Consider the following 19,075-nt stretch of genomic DNA (forward strand, 5'->3'; position numbering starts at 1 on the left):
CCTAGATCATGCACCTGGCCGCCATGCGCAACGGCCCGCGCGGAAACTTTGCGTTTCAGTGTCCGACTTGGCTTTCCCCGATCAACGGAGCGATAACCTGGGCCAGCGTTGCCCCGGAATATGGTTTCTTGAGCAGAGTGACGTGGCTGTAACGCGCGGGCAGTTCCAGCCCGTCGCCATAGCCGGTCGCGAAAATGAAGCTGATGCCCCGCTCCGTCAGCAGGTCCGCGATGGGCAGGCTGGTCTCATTCCCCAGGTTGAAATCGAGCACGGCGAGATCGACCTTATGCCGCGCGATCGCTTCGCGCGCGCGGTTGATGCTGGCTGCGGTCATGACCTCTGCGCCAAGATCGCGCAGCGCATCCTCTCCATCCATGGCGATGATCATATTATCTTCGACCAACAGCACGGTGCGGCCCTTGAGCAATTCAGGCGTAGCGTCCGGCAGCGCCTGGGCGCGTTCCTTATGCACGATATCAGGCAGCACCGACGCCACATAGGTGGAGGGGATGCAGAAATGGGCTTCGACCCCCGCGAGCCGATAGGCCACTTCCGCCTTGCCACCCAGATCATAGGGAATGGACCGTTCTATGACCGTCGATCCGAAACCCCGGCGGGTGGGCGCGACCACTGCGGGACCGCCATTTTCTATCCAGTGGACCAGCAAGCTGCCATCGTCATCCACATGCCAGTCGATGGAGACCACGCCGCCATCCGACAATGCGCCATATTTGGCCGCGTTGGTCAGAAGCTCATGAATGACAAGCGCCATGACGGTGAAGGCGGAAGGCGTCAGCAGGACGTTGGGGCCGGTCAGTTTCACCCGATCCCGCCTTTCGCCAAGATAGGCGCCTGCCTCCACCTCGATCAGGTCGTATAATCGCGCGGGCGACCAGCGATCGGCCGTGATCTGGTCATGCGCCCGCGCCAGGGCGTGGACGCGGCTTTCCAATGTGCCGATAAATTCTTCCACCGATCCGGCGCTGCCGCGCGTCTGCGACAGCAGTCCCCGGATGACCGAAAGGATGTTGCGAACGCGGTGATTGAGTTCGGCGATGAGAAGTTCCTGCTTCTCATGTGCCCGGTGCCGTTCCTCATTGGCTGAATCCGACAGGCGCAGCACGACCTCCAGCAAGGCGGTGCGCAATGCTTCGGCGACGCGCAATTCGGGCGGCGTGAACGACACGGCGGTGCCCTTCACAAGTTGCGACCATTCCTCGAAACTTTTGCGCGGCGTCAGCCGGGGACCGTTCGGCCCATATTCGATGTGCTTTTCCTGACTGCCCGCCCAGCGCACCGACCGCAGCTGTTCGGGCCTGAACAGGACCACATAATCACGCGGGCGGCGCGACAGCGGGATGGCGAGCAGCCCGGCGGCGCGATCGGCGAAGGCGGCCGCTTCGGGCATGATGCCGGACAGGTTGTCGGTGGTGTAGACCTGGCTGGCCGCAGTGCGGTTGAGCAGGTTGATCAGCACCGCGAAGGATGTTTCGTCAGGCGTCAATCCTGACAGCGTTATCTGGCCATCGATATAGACCCCCACGCCTTCGGCCGGGATAGTATCGAAAATGACATCGCCCAGCCACCGCGCATTGGACAGAAGATCATTATCCTGCGCGACCGCCGACATCAGCCTGTCAGCCACCTGCCGTGCCTTGCCCTCATAATCCGCGGTCTCGGCACGCTCGCGGCTTTCCAACATCATGGAGAATATCTGGCCGAACAGTTCGGCGGCGCTGCGTTGCGCGAAACTGGGCAGGCGCGGGCCATAATGGTGGCAGGCGAACAGGCCCCACAGCCTGCCCCCTACGATGATGGAAATGGAAAGCGACGCGCCAACGCCCATATTGCCGAGATATTCGATATGGATCGGGGAGACGGCCCGCAAAAGGCTGAGCGACATGTCGAGCGCCGCACCGGACGGGTCCAGCACGGGGACGACCGGCACCGGCTGCGCCTGAACATCCGCGATGACGCGGAAGATGTTACGCAGATACAGCGCCCGTGCCTGCTGCGGGATGTCCGACGCAGGATAATGAAGCCCGAAAAAGCTGTCGATGCCCGGTCGCAAGGCTTCGGCTACGACTTCGCCGTCTCCACCTTCCGCAAAGCGGTAGACCATGACCCGGTCAAAGCCTGTCAGCGCCCGCACCTGACGCGCGCCATCACGCAGGAACGCCGACATGCCGTCGGTCTGCGCCAGGCGCGCCACCATCGATCGGACCAGCCCGGTTGCCTCCATCTCATCGGCGCGGGCAGGCTCTGCCTCAATGACGACGAGCGAACCGGAAAAATGCACGGCCACGTCGAAGGGTGGGCAGCCATCGATCAGGACGAGGGAGAAAATCCGTTCGACCGCATCACCGCCCCGCAGCAGCGTGATGCGGTTGCGCAAGGTGTGGATCGCATCGGGACAGAAGATGTCGCTGATCGCGTAGCCCAACAGGTCCTGCGGGGTCAGCCGGATGAACTGGCCGATATTTGCCGATACGCGCGACACGAGCCAGTCCGAGGTCAGCGCGATCAGAAATCCGAAAGGCTGGATGATGCCTGGAACGTGGATCGGTTCGCGGTCGCAATTGCTGATGTCGACGGCGAAGTCAGCGCCCTCTGGTTCCCGGCCATCAGCCATGCGTCATTGCCTGCTCACCGGATGCAGCAGCGGCGAACAGCGCGAAGGCTGCTTCGGCCCCCTGCACTGCTTCGCCGATCCAGTCATCGCCTTCCCCTTCAGCCGCAGCGTCGAGCGACCGCTGAAACGCTTGCCACTCGCCCTTTCCATGCACCGCCGAGAGATAGGCGCGAGGAAGACCGTCAGGCACCCGGCGCACGAGCACCGATCCGCCCAGCCGGGACCCTTCCAGCGCATAAAGCGCGCCCCAGCGGAATGCGTCACTGTCAGTTTCATGGATGCTCAGGCCTTCGGGCATGGGTTCACCCAGCGCCGCTAGATCCTGCGCCAGCTTTGGCAATCGCGCCGCGCCGGGCCGGGCCATGGCCTCCAACGGGGCAAGGGCACGGGCATGAGCCTTTAAAAATGCGCCATAGCTTTCCGGCGTATCCAGCGCGAATCGGGAAAACAGATCATCGACGCGCTGATGCCCAGCCATCGTCGCTTCGCGCAGGGCCTGTCGCACACGGCCAGCAATGGGCGTTCTTTTCACTAGACGTTCCTAATGGCAGTTATTTGGTCGTGCCTTGATGCAAATCAGCTTATTCGGCTTAACCGTTCGGTTCGTGGGCTTTTTCTTTCCACACGAAGATGCCGAATCCGTTTTACCACGACCGTGCGCTAGCAATAGGACCCTTTCAAATAGCTGACAAACAAGTTCAGCCTCTCGACATGGTATCTAAAGTAACAAGGCAGCATGAGGGCGCGATGCCCTAAGGGAAAGCGAAGATCATGTTGAAGAAAATCATGCTGATGGGATTGATGTCGGCGACGATATTGGGCGGAACTGCTCCTGCTTACGCCCAGCGCGGAGACGATGGGGGATGGCGCGTAAGAAGCGACCGACCTGCCGCCCGCGCCGATGGCGGTCGATCAGGGGGTGAAGCCCGTCAACAGGGCCAGGCCCAGCGGGTACAACAGCAGCGCCGTGACGATCGGCCTGCCGCCAGAGTGGTGCAGTCGCGGCCCCAGGCGCAGTGGCAGGGTGACGGGCGCAGGTCCAATGACGCACGACCTGAACGCCGCGAAGGCTGGCGCGTGTTGCAGACATCACAGGAAAATCGGCGTGAAGTGCGGGACGATCGGCGTGAAAATCGCCGGGACGACCGTCGCGATGATCGCCGTGGCGACAATCGCCGAGACGATCGCCGTGGCAATGACCGTTGGAATGACGGCGATCGGCGCTGGGGCGGCAATGCCGCTGTGGGTCGGCGGTACGATGATCGCACCCGCTGGAGCAGCCAGCGGCGCTGGGACAATGGCTGGCGGCAGGACCGCCGCTATGACTGGCGCAGCTATCGCTCACATTATAGCGACCGCTACCGCGTCGGTCGCTATCACGCCCCGCGCGGATGGAATTACGGCTATAGCCGCTATTCGATAGGTATCGTCCTCAACAGCCTGTTATTTTCCAACAGCTATTGGATCAACGACCCCTGGTCCTATCGCCTGCCGCCCGCCTATGGAACGCTGCGCTGGGTCCGCTATTATGACGACGCCCTGCTGGTCGACATTCGCGATGGCTATGTCGTCGATGTAATCCACGACTTCTTCTGGTGAACATAAGCGGGGATCGCGGTTCCTGAATCGCCTTTAGAAAGATGGGGTCCGAAGTCACAGGCTTCGGACCCTTTTCATTTGCAGCCATGGGATCAACGGTGGCAGGAGGCTGTCATGGCCGTAGAGATCGATGATGGAGGCGCAGCATCCGATGTCCGTGCGCGGATCGGACAGGCTGTGCGTGCCCGGCTGGACCGAAATCCGCTGGTCAGCCGGATCGACGCCCCTAAACTGGAAATCTACGGACGCCGCGATTTTTTGAGCGAGGTCGAGTGCGCGGACCTGCGCGGCCTGATCGACGCCGATGCACAGCCTTCCACCCTGTTTTCCGGTAGCGCCAATGCCGACTACCGGACCAGCCACAGCTGCAATCTGGACCCGGCCAACCCGCTGGTCATGGCGATCAGCGATCGTATCTGCGCACTGACCGGGCTGACCGCCGACCATGGCGAAACGCTGCAAGGCCAGCGCTATGCCCCAGGCCAGGAATATAAGGCGCATTGCGACTATTTCCCGGTCAGCGCCAGTTACTGGCCCGCCATGCGCAAAACCGGCGGGCAAAGGAGCTGGACCGCGATGATCTATCTGTCGCCCGTCGACGCCGGTGGCGAAACCCATTTTCCGCATTGCGAATTCATGGTGCCGCCGGTGGAAGGAATGATCCTGATCTGGAACAATATGAACCCCGACGGAGCGCCCAATCCCAACAGCCTGCACGCTGCCCGACCGGTGGCAAGCGGGATGAAATATGTGGTGACGAAATGGTTTCGCGAACGGCGCTGGACAGCCTGAGCGCCCTGCGCCTTCATCATCCCTGATACACATTGCGACATAAATGACCGGTAGCTGACTGGCCTGTTCGCGGCCGGTTCAGCGGACGCCCGGCATAACCATCATGTTGGCGGCGGACCCTGCCAAAGGGTCAACCGCCAAAGATGATGGGAGAAATGATATGCGTAAGTTGATCATCCTGGGCCTGATCGCAGCAACGGCGATGCCGGGCGCCGCCATGGCCCAGTCGCGCGGCGAGGTCCGCGACAGCGCGCGGGAATTGCGGCAGGAACAGCGTGAACTGCGCGACGCCCGCCGCTATGGCGACCGTCGAGATGTGCGCGAAGAGCGCCGCGACGTCCGTGAGGCCCGGCGCGAGGTGCGGGAGGATTGGCGCGATTACCGCCGATCAAACCGCAATGTCTATCGCGCCGGAAGCTGGCGCGCGCCTTTCCGCTACACACGTTGGAACGAGGGTGCGCGAATCCGCCCCGTTTATTACAGCTCACGCTATTATATCAGCGATCCCTATCGCTATCGCCTGCCCCGTCCCGGCAACAATCTGCGCTGGGTGAGGCACTATAATGACGTGCTGCTGGTCAATGTTCGTAGCGGACGGGTGATGCAGGTCCATCGCGGTTTCTTCTGGTAATCGCGAGGATTTGAACAACAACGGCTCCGGGTCCTTACGATCCGGGGCCGTTTTGGTATCGGGGATATTTAGAAGGTCCTGGAACCCCTTGGCCGCGCCGCCCGTCTCCGGGCGGGCGCGGCCGATGACACGCGCGAGGCGCGCCATCAGTCCGAAAGGGGGGTGGACCACCGAATGCAACGTTCGGAGGCGCGGAAAGTTCCGTTCGGGTCGCCCTATTCCCCCAGCGCCTCGGCAATCAGCTTACGGCTGTTGGGGATGCCGTACAGGGCAATGAAGCTGCCCATCCGTGGCCCCTGATCGGCCCCCAGCAGCGTCTGATACAGCGCCTTGAACCAGTCCCTCAGCTCGGCAAATCCGAACGCTTCATCCTTGCCGATCGCATAGACGATGTTTTGCACATCTTCCGCGCTGGCGTCGGCGGGAAGCGCGGACAGTTCCGCGTCCAGCCTGCGAAGCGCGGCGGCTTCGTTCGGCTCTGGCGCGCGGCGCTGAAGCGTCGGCGCAACGAAATCCCGGTGATAGGCTAGCGCATGACCGATCAGCGCATCCAGTTCGGGATAAGCGTCCGCGCTGGCGCCCGGCACATAATTTTGCAGATAACCCCAGACCTGATCGCGCTTTGCATCGCTCATCACGCCGACAAGGTTCAGCAACAGGCCGAAGGTCACCGGCAGTTCGCCTTCAGGCAGCCGCCCATCATGGATATGATGGACCGGGTTGCCCAGCTGCTGTTCGACCGCCTGCTTGGGGTAATTGCCGCGGAACTGCCAATATTCGTCCACGGCGCGCGGGATGACGCCCATGTGCAGCTGCTTTGCCTTTTTCGGCTCACGATAGGCGTAGAAGGCCAGACTTTCCTGCGGTCCATAGGTCAACCATTGTTCCAGGCTGAGGCCATTGCCCTTGGACTTGGAGATCTTCTCCCCCTTTTCATCCAGGAACATTTCGTAATTGAAACCTTCGGGCGGGCGGGCGCCGAGCGCACGGCAAATCCTGGAGCTTTGCGTGACCGAATCGATCAGGTCCTTGCCCGCCATTTCATAGTCGACGCCCAGCGCGACCCAGCGCATGGCCCAGTCGACCTTCCATTGCAGTTTGGCCCCGCCCGACAGGATCGACTGTTCGATGACTTCGCCTTCATCCTCGAAACGGACAAGGCCCGCATCCGCGTCGATCACCTCGACCGGGACCTGCAGCACGATGCCGCTCTTGGCGCTGATCGGCAGGACCGGGGAATAGGTCGCCTGCCGTTCCTTGCGCAGCGTCGGCAACATGATGTCCATGATGTCCTGATAATGGCGCAGGACATTTTTCAGCGCGTCGTCGAACGCCCCGGACCTGTAGCGGTCGGTCGCCGAAACAAATTCATAGTCGAACCCGAAGCGGTCGAGAAAGTCCCGCAGCATCGCGTTATTATGGTGGGCGAAACTCTCGAACTTTTCGAACGGATCGGGCACCTGCGTCAGCGGCTTGCCCAGATGCTCCGTCAGCATCGCCTGGTTGGGGACATTGTCCGGCACCTTGCGCAGCCCGTCCATGTCGTCGCTGAACGCGATGAGGCGGGTCGGAATATCCGACAGCGCGTGATAGGCATTACGCACCATCGTCGTGCGCAGCACTTCGTTGAACGTGCCGATATGCGGCAGGCCAGACGGACCATAGCCGGTTTCGAAAAGGATATAGCCTTTATCAGGCGCGCCCTGCGGATAACGCTTCAGAAGCTTGCGGGCTTCCTCATAGGGCCAGGCCTTGGACGCTTGCGCGGCGGTACGGATGGTTTCGGACACAGTCATGATGAAATGCCCCTAGCCCCGGCGCGAATGAAAGGGAACGGCTAAAGGAAAACCAACGTCGGTTCGCCGTGATTGGGGCAATTTCAGGTTTCCCTTTTGTTCTGGCTCGCCTAATCGAAAAGATGTGATCGACCCCACCACCCTGCCCGCTCTTCATGCCAGCCATGGCGGCATCTGGTTGCGCGAAGGGGATAGAACACAGGCCGTCGCCAAGGGAAGCGCGATCGGGCGCGCGGCGGAAACGCCGGTCCTGCTGCTCAATGCGCCCCTGACCGGGCAAAGGCTGGGCTACCCCGAACTTAACGGGCTGGACCTGCTGGAACTGTGGGCGTTCGTCCATCCTGCCCGTTTTCTGGTCCCGACGGCCAAGGGGCTGGCAGAGGCGCTGGGACTGGAGCGGCCCACAGCCGAAGCCGATATTCCCGCGCTGCTACAGGCGGCAACAGCTGCCTTGCTGAACATATTGGAGGGGTCCGGCTGGACCGAACGCGAAGGCGGCTGGACCAGCGCCCAGTCGCTGCATCGGCTTCGCTGGCCCTGGAGCCCCCTGGTCGCGCCGCGTATCCGCCGCCCAGCCGAAGCAGAACGCTGGCTGTTTTCGCGGTTGCCCGAATGGGACGAAGCGCCACCCAGGCCTGCGACCCGACCCGTCGCTCTGCAAGAGGAAGCGGTGCTGTCACGCCTGTCCGACCTTACCGGCGCCCAGGCCGAAGCGCGGCCGGGCCAGCGCGCCTATGCGGCGGCGGCGGTGGAGGCTTTCCTGCCGCGCGCGCATCGCGATCAGCCCAACATGCTGCTCGCCGAAGCAGGGACAGGCATCGGCAAGACGCTGGGCTATCTGGCCCCCGCATCCCTATGGGCGACGCAGGCGCAGGGCACGGTCTGGATTTCCACCTATACCAAGGCTTTGCAACGACAGCTTGACCGCGAAAGCCTGCGCCTCTTCCCCGATCCGGCGACCGCCGCGCGGCGGGTCGTGGTGCGCAAGGGCCGGGAAAATTATCTGTGCCTGCTCAATCTGGAGGATGCGTTGCAGGGCGGCTTTGCCGGACGCGCCGCCATATTGGCGCAGCTGGTCGCCCGATGGGCGGCTTATAGCAAGGATGGCGACATGGTCGGCGGGGACCTGCCGGGCTGGCTGCCTACCCTGTTCCGGCGCAATGGATCGACCGCGCTGACAGACCGGCGGGGCGAGTGCATCTATGCCGGCTGCCCGCATTATCGCAAATGCTTCATCGAACGGTCGGCGCGCGCGTCCGCCGAAGCGGATATCGTCATCGCCAACCATGCGCTGGTGATGATCAACGCCGCACGCGGACGGGAAAGCGGACAGCGGCCACAACGCATAGTCTTCGACGAAGGCCATCATCTGTTCGACGCCGCCGACGCGACCTTTTCCGTGGCGCTGTCGGGGCATGAAGCGATCGAATTGCGCCGCTGGATCATGGGACCGGAAGGGTCTTCGCGCGGGCGGCGGCGCGGACTGGCGGCGCGCCTGTCCGACCTTGCCAGCTATGATGAGGAAGGGGGCGATGCGATCCGCGCAGCGGCGGACGCGGCGCGTGCCTTGCCAGCCGACGAATGGCTGAAACGCATTGTCGCGGGCGAACCCTTTGGCCCGGTCGAACAACTGCTGTCCGCCGTGCGCGGGACAGTCTATGCGCGCGCCGCGGATACGGGCGAAGCAGATGCGGGCTATGGGCTGGAAACGGAGCTTGCCGAACCCGACGGCGCATTGGTGGAGGCTGCACAGGACGCCGCGCTGGCGCTGGACGCGCTGCTGAGGCCGCTCGCCCGGCTCGCCAAGCGGCTGGAAGCGGTGGTGGAGGATGCGCCGGACTGGCTGGACGGCGCCGCACGAGCGCGGATCGAAGGCGCGATCGCGTCCCTGGGCTGGCGGCGCGACCTGATCACGGCGTGGCTGGCTTTGCTGGCGCGGATCGGTGGCCCCGCCGACCCGGACTATGTCGACTGGCTGACCGTCGATCGGGTGGAGGGGCGCGAATATGACATAGGCGTCCACCGCCATTGGCTGGACCCGACCCGCCCCCTGGCCGAAACAGTTTTGAAGCCTGCGCATGGCGTTCTGGTCACTTCGGCGACGCTGAAGGGTGGCGGCGACTGGGGCAATGCGGAAAGCCGCAGCGGGGCCACGCATCTGGCGCGCGGAGCGCAGAGGTTCGAAGCGGCCAGCCCCTTCGACTATCCCAGCCGCGCCGAAGTGTTGATCGTCACCGATATCAAGCGCGGCGACATCGCGGCCCTGTCCGGCGCCTATGCCCGGCTGATCGAAGCAGCGGGCGGTGGCACGCTGGGCCTGTTCACCGCCATAAGGCGGTTGCGGGCGGTGCACGCACGGATCGCGGACCGGCTGGCGCGGGCTGGGCTGCCGCTTTACGCCCAGCATGTCGATCCCATGGACACGGGCACGCTGATCGACATTTTCCGTGACGATCCGCGCGCGTCGCTGCTGGGAACCGACGCCCTGCGCGATGGCGTCGACGTGCCGGGCCAGTCGCTGCGGCTGGTGGTGATGGAGGGGGTTCCCTGGTCCAAGCCCACCGTATTGCACGCCGCGCGGCGTCTTGCTGGCGGCGGCGCGGCCTATGACGACCGGCTGATCCGCGCACGACTGGCGCAGGCTTTCGGTCGGCTGATCCGCCGGGCGGAGGATAGCGGCAGCTTCGTCATCCTGTCCGCCGCCATGCCCAGCCGCCTGCTCAGCGCCTTTCCCCCTGGCACGCCCATCCGGCGCGTGACGCTGGATGAAGCGATCATTGCGGTCAACACGCATTCCCGCGCTGGCGTTGGTGGCGGCGCGGCGCTAGGGCATCAGGACGACGAATCCGGCATGCACGACCTGGAGCAAAGATGAAGCGGCTGACCCTTTTGCGCCATGCCAAATCCGACTGGGACGATCCGGTAGCACGCGATTTCGATCGACCGCTCAATCGGCGGGGGGAAAAGGCGGCGATGATCGTTGGCCAGTTCGCACGGTCACGCAAAATGGCGTTCGACCTGTTGGTCGCATCACCCGCCGTCCGCGTAACCCAGACATTGGACACTTTCCTGGTCGGCTATGGCGATGCGCTAGAGCCGCATTGGGACCGTCGCATTTATCTGGCGTCGGCGGCCACATTGTTCGACGTGATCCGCGACCTGCCCGAAACCGCTCACAATGTGTTGATGGCGGGCCATAATCCGGGGCTGGAGGAATTGATATTGGAGCTTGTGCCTGATGACGGGACAAGCCGGTTGCGGGAAGAAGTCGAAGTCAAGTTTCCGACCGCCAGCCTGGCGACGATGGACCTGGCGATTGACCGCTGGGTCGACGCGCACAAGGGGGTTGCGACACTGGCGAGCTTCATCCGCCCCCGCGACATCGATCCTGCGCTCGGTCCGGGATCACGCTGAATCCAGGCAGCGGGGGCATAGTCGGGCGCGCCCTCATTAACCTCACCGAACATGGGAGATCGTCCGCCGCTCTTTCCGCGTCAGAGGGTGTCCCGCCCGTTGACCGCGCGGGCCAACGTAGCGCGAATGGATTGAAGCCGTTCAAGAATATCCTGCGGCTGCGAGTCCTGTATTGACGTTTCCGGCGCAGGAGCAACGTTGGTCGGCACAGCAGCGCCACCCCCTTGCGCAAGCGCCTTTTGAGCGCCGCGGACGGTGAACCCTTCGACATTCAGCAGCTGGTTGATACGTCGAACGAGGGCGACGTCTGCGGGGCGGTAGTAACGCCGGTTACCGGATCGCTGCAGCGGCCTGAGTTGAGGAAAACGCGTTTCCCAATAACGCAATATATGCTGGGGAAGGCCCAATTCCGCCGACAGTTCGCTGATGGTCAGGAATGCGCCGTCTGCCTTGTTCATGCCAATGATGTTGCACCGTTAGCCGCCTAAAGGCAACCATGGGCGCATTCCAGAGATTGACCCAGCCCGCCGCTCAGGAGGCGGCGACGCGGTCCCGCATGGTCTGGCTGGCGCGGAAGGTCAGCACCCGGCGCGGTTCGATCGGCACTTCAACCCCTGTCTTGGGATTGCGGCCCATGCGCTGGGTTTTGTCACGCAGGACAAAGGTGCCGAAACTGGAGATTTTCACATTTTCCCCGCGCTCCAGCGCTGCGGACATATGGTCCAATATGGATTCGATAATGGCGGCGGACTCCGCGCGCGACAGGCCGATATGACGGTTCACGCTTTCAGCGAGATCCGCACGCGTCAATGTGCCGGAAACAGTCATGATTCGTCCCCACCTGCATCCGCTTGATATTCGCGGACTTCAATGATGGATTTTGCGACAAACCGAGCGATTCTGCAAGGTAACTTGCGGGGAAAAGTCCATGAAATTGCCGCAAATAGGGACGATCAGACCCGAAGAACGCATGCACCCCAGGTAAAGCCGCCACCCATGGCTTCGAGGACGAGCAAATCGCCCGGCTTTATGCGCCCGTCGCGGGTGGCCAGGTCAAGCGCCAAAGGCACCGAAGCGGCCGATGTATTGGCGTGGCGGTCCACGGTCATGACCACCTTTTCAGGCGAAAGCTTCAGTTTGCGCGCGGTCGCGTCCAGAATGCGTGCATTGGCCTGATGCGGGATCAGCCAGTCAATTTCCGTGGGGGCAAGGCCCGCCAGTTCCATGACTTCCGTCAGCACCGAGGCCAGGTTGACGACAGCGTGGCGGAACACCTCCTGCCCCTTCATCCGCAGCTTGCCGACCGTCTGCGTGGTCGAAGGGCCACCATCGACATAGAGCAGCTGGTTGTGGCGTCCGTCGGCATGAAGTTTCGACGACAAAATGCCGCGCTTGCCATCAACGCTTTCTTCCGCGCCCAGCACGATCGCGCCCGCGCCATCGCCGAACAGGACGCAGGTGGTGCGGTCTTCCCAGTCCAGGATGCGGCTGAATGTTTCAGAGCCGATGACCAGAGCGCGCTGCGCTGCGCCCGACCGGATCATGCTGTCGGCGACGGTCACGGCATAGAGGAAGCCGGAACATACGGCGGCCACGTCGAAGGCGACGCAATCGTCAATGCCCAGCGCCGCCTGCACCAGCGTGGCGCTCGCGGGAAAGGTCTGGTCCGGCGTCGCGGTCGCCAGGATGATAAGGTCGATGTCCTGCGGCGAAAGGCCCGCCATATCCAGGGCAGCGCGGGCAGCTGCGGTCGCCAGGCTGGCGGTCGTTTCACCTTCGCCAGCTATGTGCCGGTTGCGGATGCCGGTGCGTTCGACAATCCATTCGTCGCTCGTATCGACGGTCTGCGCCAGTTCGGCGTTGCTGACCGCACGAACTGGCAGCGCGGAACCAGTGCCCAGAAGAACGGATCTGCGAATCACTTTGCGGTCAGCTCCTGTTTCGACGCAACCGCAGACAGCGACGCAATGCCTGCCATGTCGGCGGCGATGCGCCGGGTGATGTCTTCTTCCAGCAAGCGCGCCGCGACGTGAACCGCGTTGGCGACCCCCTTGTCATTGGCGCTGCCATGGCTTTTCACCACCACGCCGTTGAGGCCCAGAAAGACCGCGCCATTATGGTTGTTGGGGTCCAGATGGTGCTTGAGCAAATGCATCGCAGGCTTGGAAATCAGGAAGCCGATCTTGGACCGGATAGAACTGGTGAAGGCGGTGCGCAGCAGGTCCGTGACGAACCGGGCCGTGCCTTCCGCAGTCTTGAGCGCGACATTGCCGGAAAAGCCGTCACTGACGATGACGTCCGCGTCGCCCCGACCGATCTTGTCGCCTTCGGTGAAGCCTTCAAAGGATAATGGCAGGCTGGCGGCGGCGCGCAGCATGGCGGCGGCGTCGCGGATTTCCTCCGTGCCCTTCATCTCCTCCGTCCCGATATTCATCAGCCGGACACGGGGACGGTCCAGGTCGAACGCGATGCGGGCATAGGCGGCCCCCATCACAGCGAATTGCACCAGGTTGCGGGCATCGCATTCCGTATTGGCGCCCAGGTCGAGCATGACCACGTCATTGTCGCCAAGCGTGGGCAGCAGCGCCGCCAGCGCCGGGCGATCGATCCCCGGCATGGTGCGCAGCGCCACCTTCGCCATCGCCATCAGCGCGCCGGTATTGCCCGCAGACACGGCCGCGCCCGCTTCGCCTGCCTTCACCGCAGCGATGGCCATGCTCATGGAGCTGGCCTTCTTGCGGATGGCGACGCTGGGCTTGTCCCCGGCATCAACCACGTCCTTGGCATGAACGACTTCCGAGGCGGCGCGCAGGTTCGGGTGATTGTCGAGCGCGGACTTGATCCGCGACTCATCGCCGAACAGCGTGAAGCGCAGCCCTTCGTGACGATGACGGGCAAGCGCCACGCCAGCGATCATCACGCGCACGCCTTCATCCCCGCCCATCGCGTCGATTGCGATTCGCGGCTGGCTGGACACTTCAGGACACCTTTACAGGAGAGAGAGTGTCGTTACGCCCCGACAGCAACGACTTCACGGCCATTATAGTGGCCGCAGCTGTCGCACAGATTGTGCGGCCGCTTGAGTTCACCGCAGTTCGAGCATTCCTGGAACGCTTCGACGCGCAGCGCATCATGGCTGCGGCGCATGCCACGACGGGACGGGGTAGTTTTCCTCTTGGGGACAGCCATGTCGGCACCTTATTCCGTAATTATCTGGTTGTGCAACCGGCCAGTATCCGACGGGAAGCGACGCCACAGGGCGCCGCAGACCCATGCGGCCCGGGTGATCGCGAAGCCATGCGCCTATAGCCTTTTTTAATCGGGGCGCAAGTCCTTCCTTGCCGTTGGCACCGACCCCTCTACCTTGCCGTCCGGTAAAAAGATGAGGGAGGAAGACATCATGCTGCTGCCGATCACACTGACGCTGGCCGCCGCCTGCGCATTTCTGAACCTGTGGCTGGCGATCCGCTGCGTGAAGATTCGGATGGCCAACAAGACGTTGCATGGCGATGGTGGCGACCCGTTGCTGGCGCGGCGCATGCGCGCGCAAGCGAACTTTGTCGAATATACCCCGCTGGTCCTCATTCTTTTCGTGCTGGTGGAACTGGCGATCGGTTCGCCGCTGTGGCTGTGGATCATCGCATGTGCCTATGTCATCGCGCGGATCGCTCACCCGCTGGGCATGGATGCCGATCATCCAACGCCCTGGCGCGCCACAGGCGCAATGCTGACCTGGGCCGTCATGGTCGTCCTGGCCGTTGCAGCGCTGTACATAGCCTATAGCGCGACACGTGAAGTCCCCGCGCCGCCTGCGCTCGCCGCCCAGGTCTGATCAATTCAGGCCAGCACAGCGTCGCTGACAAAGGGGTTGGTGCGGCGTTCATGGGCGAAATTGCTCATGGGGCCGTGCCCCGGCACAAACGCCGTGTCACCGCCCAGCGGCCACAGCTTCCCGGTGATCGCGTCGATCAGATGCTGATGATTACCCATCGGGAAGTCGGTTCGCCCGATTGACCCCTGGAACAACACATCGCCGACAATGGCCAGCTTGCTGGGCGCATGGTGAAAGACGACATGGCCAGGCGTGTGTCCGGGGCAGTGGTAGACGTCCAGCGTCAGATTGCCGACCGTGACCTGGTCGCCGTCAGCCAGCCAGCGATCCGGTTCGAATATCTGGCCATTCACGCCATAGCTGCGGCCATCCTCCTCCAACCGGTCGATCCAGAAGCGGTCGGCTTCATGGGGGCCTTCGATGGGTACGCCCAGCTCCTTGGCGAGGATGCCCGCCTCTCCGCAATGGTCGATATGACCGTGGGTCACCAATATCTTTTCGATGGTGACGCTCTGCTGATCGGCTGCCGCCTTCAAACGCGGCAGGTCGCCGCCGGGATCGACGAACGCGCCGCGCCGGGTGGCGGTGCACCAGAACAGGGTGCAATTCTGCTGGAGCGGCGTCACCGGGATCAGCGCGGCCTGAAGCGGCGGGGTCTGCGAAGGCGTGGTCATCGCGCCGATGTGGCGAAGCTGCGCGGCGTGCGCAAGAGCCCGGCTGCACAAGCCACCGTCAATCGCGCTACTCTACCTGCTCAAGGCCGAGCGGTTCGGCCAGGCTGATCCCGTCCAGCACCTTTGCGGTTTCGTCCCGCACCCGCAACATGACACGGTGCAAGCGGCATTCCGATTCGGGCAGGCAGTTGGTGCAGCTTTCATGCGCGAAACGGCTGGCGCAGGGCGTCAGGGCCAGCGATCCGCGCGTCAGCCGGACGATGTCGCCATAGCTGATGTCGATGGGCGCCAGCGCCAGCCAATAGCCGCCGTCCCTTCCCCGCTGCGTCGCTACCAGCCCTTCGCGGGACAGTTCCGACAGGATCACCGTCAGGAATTTTGCCGGAATATTCTGTCGCGTGGCGATTTCGTTCAGGGGCACAGGTCCCTGGCGGTAGCGGTCGGCAAGATGCTGGAGCGCGCGGATGGCATAACGGGTCTTCTGCGAAAGCATGGCCCCGTTATTCGCTCCCCGGCCTCATTTTACAAGCCGCCGCGCCGCCGATCAGGCCTTTACACCCGCCAGTGCGGTTTCATAGGTCGTCGCCTTGAAGCCCACCACGGTGCTGCCGCCGACATCCAATATGGGCCGTTTGATCATCGACGGATTGGTCGTCATCAGCAGGATCGCCTTTTCCGCGTCGATATGCGCCTTATCGCCTGCGTCCAGCGCCTTGAAGGTGGTGCCGGAACGGTTGAGGATGGTTTCCCACCCATGTTCCATCACCCATTCTTCCAGCTTGCCCTTGTCGACGCCGGACACCTTATAGTCATGGAAGCTGTAGGCGACGCGCTCATTATCCAGGAAATTGCGCGCTTTCTTGATCGTGTCGCAATTTTTGATGCCGTACATGGTGATCATGGGGTCAGCCTTTGAACGCGGTGACTTCGACTTCGACCTTCATCTCCGGCTTGATAAGGCCGGTGACGATGCAACTGGCCGCGGGGCGGATGTCGCCAAAGACCGGAGCGGTCGCCTGGCCCAGATCGTCCCAATAAGCAGGGTCGGTGATATAATAGGTCACGCGCACCACATCGGCGAAGGAAAAGCCCGCTTCGTCCAGCGCCTTGCCAATGACCTTCAGCGCGTTGGCGGTCTGATCGACGACGCTTTCGGGCATCGCCTTGGTTTCCGGGTCGGTGCCGGTCGTGCCAGCCACGAAGCACCAGTCGCCCTGGACGACGGCGCGGGAATAGCCGACCTGCGCTTCGAACGGCGAGCCCGAGGAAATGAGTTTGCGGGACATGGGAAGGTTCCTTCGAGCGGAAACGGGGAAAGGATTGGGCGGCTCTTGCCCCGTGCCGTCGCTGCTGTCCAGAGGCTTTCGCCGGGCCAGGAACAGCGGCGCGGCTGATCCGTTGATGGTCCAAGGAGACATGCCATGGACCAGGACGACAAGAGCCATATCCCCGACCCTATCGAGGAAAATGACGAACAGAGGGACAGCGGATCGCAGGCGCAGGACGTAGCCGACGACGCGCGGGTCCGCAGCACTGACCTGTCCGAGGACAGCGAGCGGGGCGGCAAGCCCAATCCCGCCCAGATCATCCCCGACGACACCCCCGATCTGGTCGAGCGGATGGAGGAAATGAACCGATCCGGTCGAATCGACATGGACGCCTATGCCGGTGAGCCGCAGATGGATGATGAGGAGGATTCGCTGGGTCCGACAGAGGGCGAGCGCTGACCATATTCCTTGGGTCGCCGCCATAACGGAGCTTGATCGGATGAGGTTGGGCGCGCGGACCTGCGCCTGATTCCTATGCTGGGCGGATGTTGTCCCGCCGCCGCCTTCCGATCCCCGCCGTCGTCGTTATTGTGTTGAGCATGATCGGGCAGCGCGTTCCGGCGTTCGCTTTAGAAACAGCCTCTTCTCGCTTCACCTTTTGCCATAGCGGCGGCGGGGTGAATTGCGTGGTGGACGGCGATACTTTCTGGATGAGCGGCGAGAAAGTGCGGATCGCGGATATCGATACGCCCGAAACGCACAGTCCACGGTGCGAGGCAGAACGGAAGCTGGGCGATCGGGCGACGCGGCGGTTGCAGGCGTTGCTGAATGCGGGAGCCTTTTCCACAAGACGGATCGATCGGGAGCGGGATCGTTATGGTCGGCTGTTGCGGATCGTGACGCGCGACGGCCGTTCGATCGGGTCGATGCTGGTCGCAGAAGGGCTGGCGCGCCCCTGGACGGGGTCGCGCCAGCCCTGGTGCCGTAGTTAACGGCAGTTCAGACTGCCACGGTCGATCTCACGACCGAGCAGAGCGCCCGCGCCGCCACCGATCAGGATGCCAGCCGTGTTGGAATAGCCGCGATCAAGCTGTCCGCCGAGCAGCGCACCCAGCGCCGCGCCAACGATCAGGCCGGTCGTGCCATCCGACCGGCGGCAATAATAACGGTCGTCATAACCACGATAGATGCGGGTCCCACGCGTCACGCGGATCGGTTCATAACCGCTGCGATAATAGCGGTCGGGACGATAGCGGCTACCATAACGGCGATCCGGGCGGTTCCAGTCATAGCCATAGACGACCTTGCCGGGGCGTTTCCAATGACCGCGGTGGCGGCCATTGTCGCGGCGATCATCGCGCCAGTCGCGGCGGGCCTCCCTTACATCCTTGCGATAGTCGCGACGGGCTTCGCGATTGTCCTTGCGATAATCCCGGCGCGCTTCCCGCATATCCTTGCGATATTCGCGCGCATTTTCGCGATGTTCCCGCGGCTGGGCGAGCGCAGGCGCGCTGGTCAGCGTCATCACACCCAGCGAAAGCGCGGACAGCGCGCTTTTCAAACTGATCTTCATGGGTCTGCTCCTTGCCAAAATTTTCAGGCTGAAAGGTTAACACATGATTGGGGATGGACGTTGCATGAACGCAACAAAACTTAATGTTCAGTGGGCGGAAAGGGGAGCAGTCTCTGAACCACTTGAGTCACGCTCTTATGCCGCGCGGTACCAACTTTGATCTGTAGGCCATTCCTTGTATCTATGAGGCTGGAGAACGCTGGTCTGGTTTATAATATAATCCTTCATCTTCTTTCGAGGGTATTTCCCGTCGTCAGGACTTTCACAAAGTTGAAGGCAATATGTGTATGCATCTGCCAACTGGAGCAGGCGGCTGTGATGTGAGGGGATGAAATAAACGGAGTCGATGAGTCGGTCGATTTTATGGCCAAACACAAAATCTGTTCCTTCATCACGAAACCGAGAAAGATTGGCTACTGAACCCTCTGAAAAATTCCCATCTAAGTCGCCGATCAAAATACAATGAGCCGACTGGCTCATCGCATCTTGCTGAACCTTTTCGACAAGAAACATGAAAGCGTCGTCCGCCCACCCATGCGATCGAACCATTTTCTTGGGATCTATACGCACGTAGAGCCTGCGGACCAACTCATTATCGCCAGCTAAATCCGCAAGTCTCTGGAGGCAGGCTAGACGCTTTTCTATATCCCAATCAGAAAAATGCCTTTTGCGATGAAATATATCTTTCGCATGAAATTCAGTATCTCGGGCTAAACGCTGAGTTCCAAAAAAATCCTTAGCGATACCATTAGCCTTTTCCTCAACCTCCGAGATATTCTCTGCGGCGATGGAAAGAGCGCCTAACCAATAAAATGGCTGTTGAGGATCTTGATACTTGCATTCATCAAAGTAAACAAAGCGCAC

22 protein-coding genes are annotated in these 19,075 nt (G+C 62.3%); 8 read left to right on the forward strand and 14 right to left on the reverse strand.

Features of this window, described 5'->3' with window-relative positions; all coding sequences use genetic code 11:
- Positions 1-55: 55 nt before the first annotated feature.
- The gene (locus ACI3KQ_RS04340; RefSeq protein WP_404955153.1) at positions 56-2,632 is read right to left on the reverse strand and encodes an HWE histidine kinase domain-containing protein; all 2,577 of its coding nucleotides are present in this window, start codon (positions 2,630-2,632) and stop codon (positions 56-58) included.
- The gene (locus ACI3KQ_RS04345) at positions 2,625-3,164 is read right to left on the reverse strand and encodes a biliverdin-producing heme oxygenase (protein ID WP_404955155.1); all 540 of its coding nucleotides are present in this window, start codon (positions 3,162-3,164) and stop codon (positions 2,625-2,627) included. Before ACI3KQ_RS04345 ends, ACI3KQ_RS04340 begins: the two co-directional genes overlap by 8 nt.
- Before the next feature lie 239 nt (positions 3,165-3,403).
- Between ACI3KQ_RS04345 and ACI3KQ_RS04350 the strand changes: the two genes are divergently transcribed.
- The 3 genes from ACI3KQ_RS04350 to ACI3KQ_RS04360 all read left to right on the forward strand — a co-directional run bounded on the left by ACI3KQ_RS04350 (position 3,404) and on the right by ACI3KQ_RS04360 (position 5,654).
- Positions 3,404-4,231 (forward strand): RcnB family protein, encoded by an 828-nt coding sequence (locus ACI3KQ_RS04350; protein ID WP_404955157.1) that lies wholly within the window; start codon positions 3,404-3,406, stop codon positions 4,229-4,231.
- A gap of 114 nt (positions 4,232-4,345) precedes the next feature.
- On the forward strand, positions 4,346-5,023 hold the full coding sequence (locus ACI3KQ_RS04355) for a prolyl hydroxylase family protein (protein ID WP_404955159.1): 678 nt from the start codon (positions 4,346-4,348) through the stop codon (positions 5,021-5,023).
- A gap of 160 nt (positions 5,024-5,183) precedes the next feature.
- Positions 5,184-5,654 (forward strand): RcnB family protein, encoded by a 471-nt coding sequence (locus ACI3KQ_RS04360; protein ID WP_404955160.1) that lies wholly within the window; start codon positions 5,184-5,186, stop codon positions 5,652-5,654.
- A gap of 215 nt (positions 5,655-5,869) precedes the next feature.
- Here ACI3KQ_RS04360 and ACI3KQ_RS04365 read toward each other — a convergent pair whose 3' ends face one another.
- Entirely contained in the window at positions 5,870-7,450 is a 1,581-nt protein-coding gene (locus ACI3KQ_RS04365; protein WP_404955161.1) for a lysine--tRNA ligase, read from the reverse strand.
- A 124-nt stretch (positions 7,451-7,574) separates the two neighbouring features.
- Here ACI3KQ_RS04365 and ACI3KQ_RS04370 point away from each other — a divergent pair, with 124 nt between their 5' ends.
- Both ACI3KQ_RS04370 and ACI3KQ_RS04375 read left to right on the forward strand, forming a co-directional pair.
- Positions 7,575-10,325, forward strand: a complete 2,751-nt coding sequence (locus ACI3KQ_RS04370) for an ATP-dependent DNA helicase (RefSeq protein ID WP_404955163.1) — start codon at positions 7,575-7,577, stop codon at positions 10,323-10,325.
- Positions 10,322-10,864, forward strand: a complete 543-nt coding sequence (locus tag ACI3KQ_RS04375) for a SixA phosphatase family protein (protein WP_404955165.1) — start codon at positions 10,322-10,324, stop codon at positions 10,862-10,864. Before ACI3KQ_RS04370 ends, ACI3KQ_RS04375 begins: the two co-directional genes overlap by 4 nt.
- Positions 10,865-10,944: 80 nt before the next feature.
- Here ACI3KQ_RS04375 and ACI3KQ_RS04380 read toward each other — a convergent pair whose 3' ends face one another.
- From ACI3KQ_RS04380 to rpmF, 5 genes are all read right to left on the reverse strand, one after another.
- Positions 10,945-11,322, reverse strand: coding sequence for a MerR family transcriptional regulator (locus tag ACI3KQ_RS04380; RefSeq protein WP_404955166.1), 378 nt, complete (start codon positions 11,320-11,322; stop codon positions 10,945-10,947).
- A gap of 73 nt (positions 11,323-11,395) precedes the next feature.
- The gene (locus ACI3KQ_RS04385) at positions 11,396-11,692 is read right to left on the reverse strand and encodes an integration host factor subunit alpha (RefSeq protein WP_404955168.1); all 297 of its coding nucleotides are present in this window, start codon (positions 11,690-11,692) and stop codon (positions 11,396-11,398) included.
- A 125-nt stretch (positions 11,693-11,817) separates the two neighbouring features.
- On the reverse strand, positions 11,818-12,786 hold the full coding sequence (locus ACI3KQ_RS04390; RefSeq protein ID WP_404955170.1) for a beta-ketoacyl-ACP synthase III: 969 nt from the start codon (positions 12,784-12,786) through the stop codon (positions 11,818-11,820).
- The gene (gene plsX, locus ACI3KQ_RS04395; protein ID WP_404955462.1) at positions 12,783-13,808 is read right to left on the reverse strand and encodes a phosphate acyltransferase PlsX; all 1,026 of its coding nucleotides are present in this window, start codon (positions 13,806-13,808) and stop codon (positions 12,783-12,785) included. Before plsX ends, ACI3KQ_RS04390 begins: the two co-directional genes overlap by 4 nt.
- A 65-nt stretch (positions 13,809-13,873) precedes the next feature.
- Positions 13,874-14,053, reverse strand: coding sequence for a 50S ribosomal protein L32 (gene rpmF / locus ACI3KQ_RS04400; RefSeq protein ID WP_404955173.1), 180 nt, complete (start codon positions 14,051-14,053; stop codon positions 13,874-13,876).
- A 211-nt stretch (positions 14,054-14,264) separates the two neighbouring features.
- Here rpmF and ACI3KQ_RS04405 point away from each other — a divergent pair, with 211 nt between their 5' ends.
- On the forward strand, positions 14,265-14,696 hold the full coding sequence (locus ACI3KQ_RS04405) for an MAPEG family protein (protein ID WP_404955175.1): 432 nt from the start codon (positions 14,265-14,267) through the stop codon (positions 14,694-14,696).
- Between the two features lie 5 nt (positions 14,697-14,701).
- Here the strand turns inward: ACI3KQ_RS04405 and ACI3KQ_RS04410 are convergent, their stop codons facing one another.
- The 4 genes from ACI3KQ_RS04410 to ACI3KQ_RS04425 all read right to left on the reverse strand — a co-directional run bounded on the left by ACI3KQ_RS04410 (position 14,702) and on the right by ACI3KQ_RS04425 (position 16,656).
- Positions 14,702-15,370, reverse strand: coding sequence for an MBL fold metallo-hydrolase (locus ACI3KQ_RS04410; protein ID WP_404955177.1), 669 nt, complete (start codon positions 15,368-15,370; stop codon positions 14,702-14,704).
- Positions 15,371-15,437: 67 nt separating this feature from the next.
- Positions 15,438-15,863 (reverse strand): RrF2 family transcriptional regulator, encoded by a 426-nt coding sequence (locus tag ACI3KQ_RS04415; RefSeq protein WP_404955179.1) that lies wholly within the window; start codon positions 15,861-15,863, stop codon positions 15,438-15,440.
- A 51-nt stretch (positions 15,864-15,914) separates the two neighbouring features.
- A complete protein-coding gene (locus ACI3KQ_RS04420) occupies positions 15,915-16,271 on the reverse strand; it encodes an ArsC family reductase (RefSeq protein ID WP_404955181.1) in 357 nt (118 codons plus the stop codon).
- 4 nt (positions 16,272-16,275) lie between these two features.
- A complete protein-coding gene (locus tag ACI3KQ_RS04425) occupies positions 16,276-16,656 on the reverse strand; it encodes a RidA family protein (protein WP_404955464.1) in 381 nt (126 codons plus the stop codon).
- A gap of 135 nt (positions 16,657-16,791) precedes the next feature.
- Between ACI3KQ_RS04425 and ACI3KQ_RS04430 the strand changes: the two genes are divergently transcribed.
- Positions 16,792-17,097: a hypothetical protein gene (locus ACI3KQ_RS04430; RefSeq protein ID WP_404955183.1), complete on the forward strand. Its 306-nt coding sequence runs from the start codon at positions 16,792-16,794 to the stop codon at positions 17,095-17,097.
- 86 nt (positions 17,098-17,183) lie between these two features.
- The gene (locus ACI3KQ_RS04435; protein WP_404955184.1) at positions 17,184-17,630 is read left to right on the forward strand and encodes a thermonuclease family protein; all 447 of its coding nucleotides are present in this window, start codon (positions 17,184-17,186) and stop codon (positions 17,628-17,630) included.
- Here ACI3KQ_RS04435 and ACI3KQ_RS04440 read toward each other — a convergent pair.
- Entirely contained in the window at positions 17,627-18,211 is a 585-nt protein-coding gene (locus ACI3KQ_RS04440) for a glycine zipper 2TM domain-containing protein (protein ID WP_404955186.1), read from the reverse strand. The two genes, ACI3KQ_RS04435 and ACI3KQ_RS04440, sit on opposite strands and share 4 nt — an antisense overlap.
- A gap of 135 nt (positions 18,212-18,346) precedes the next feature.
- Positions 18,347-19,075 carry a DUF3800 domain-containing protein gene (locus tag ACI3KQ_RS04445; RefSeq protein ID WP_404955188.1) on the reverse strand — a complete coding sequence of 243 codons (729 nt, stop codon included), beginning with the start codon at positions 19,073-19,075 and terminating at the stop codon, positions 18,347-18,349.

It is taken from the genome of Sphingobium sp. ZW T5_29, from assembly GCF_044987515.1.
Taxonomy (GTDB): domain Bacteria; phylum Pseudomonadota; class Alphaproteobacteria; order Sphingomonadales; family Sphingomonadaceae; genus Sphingobium.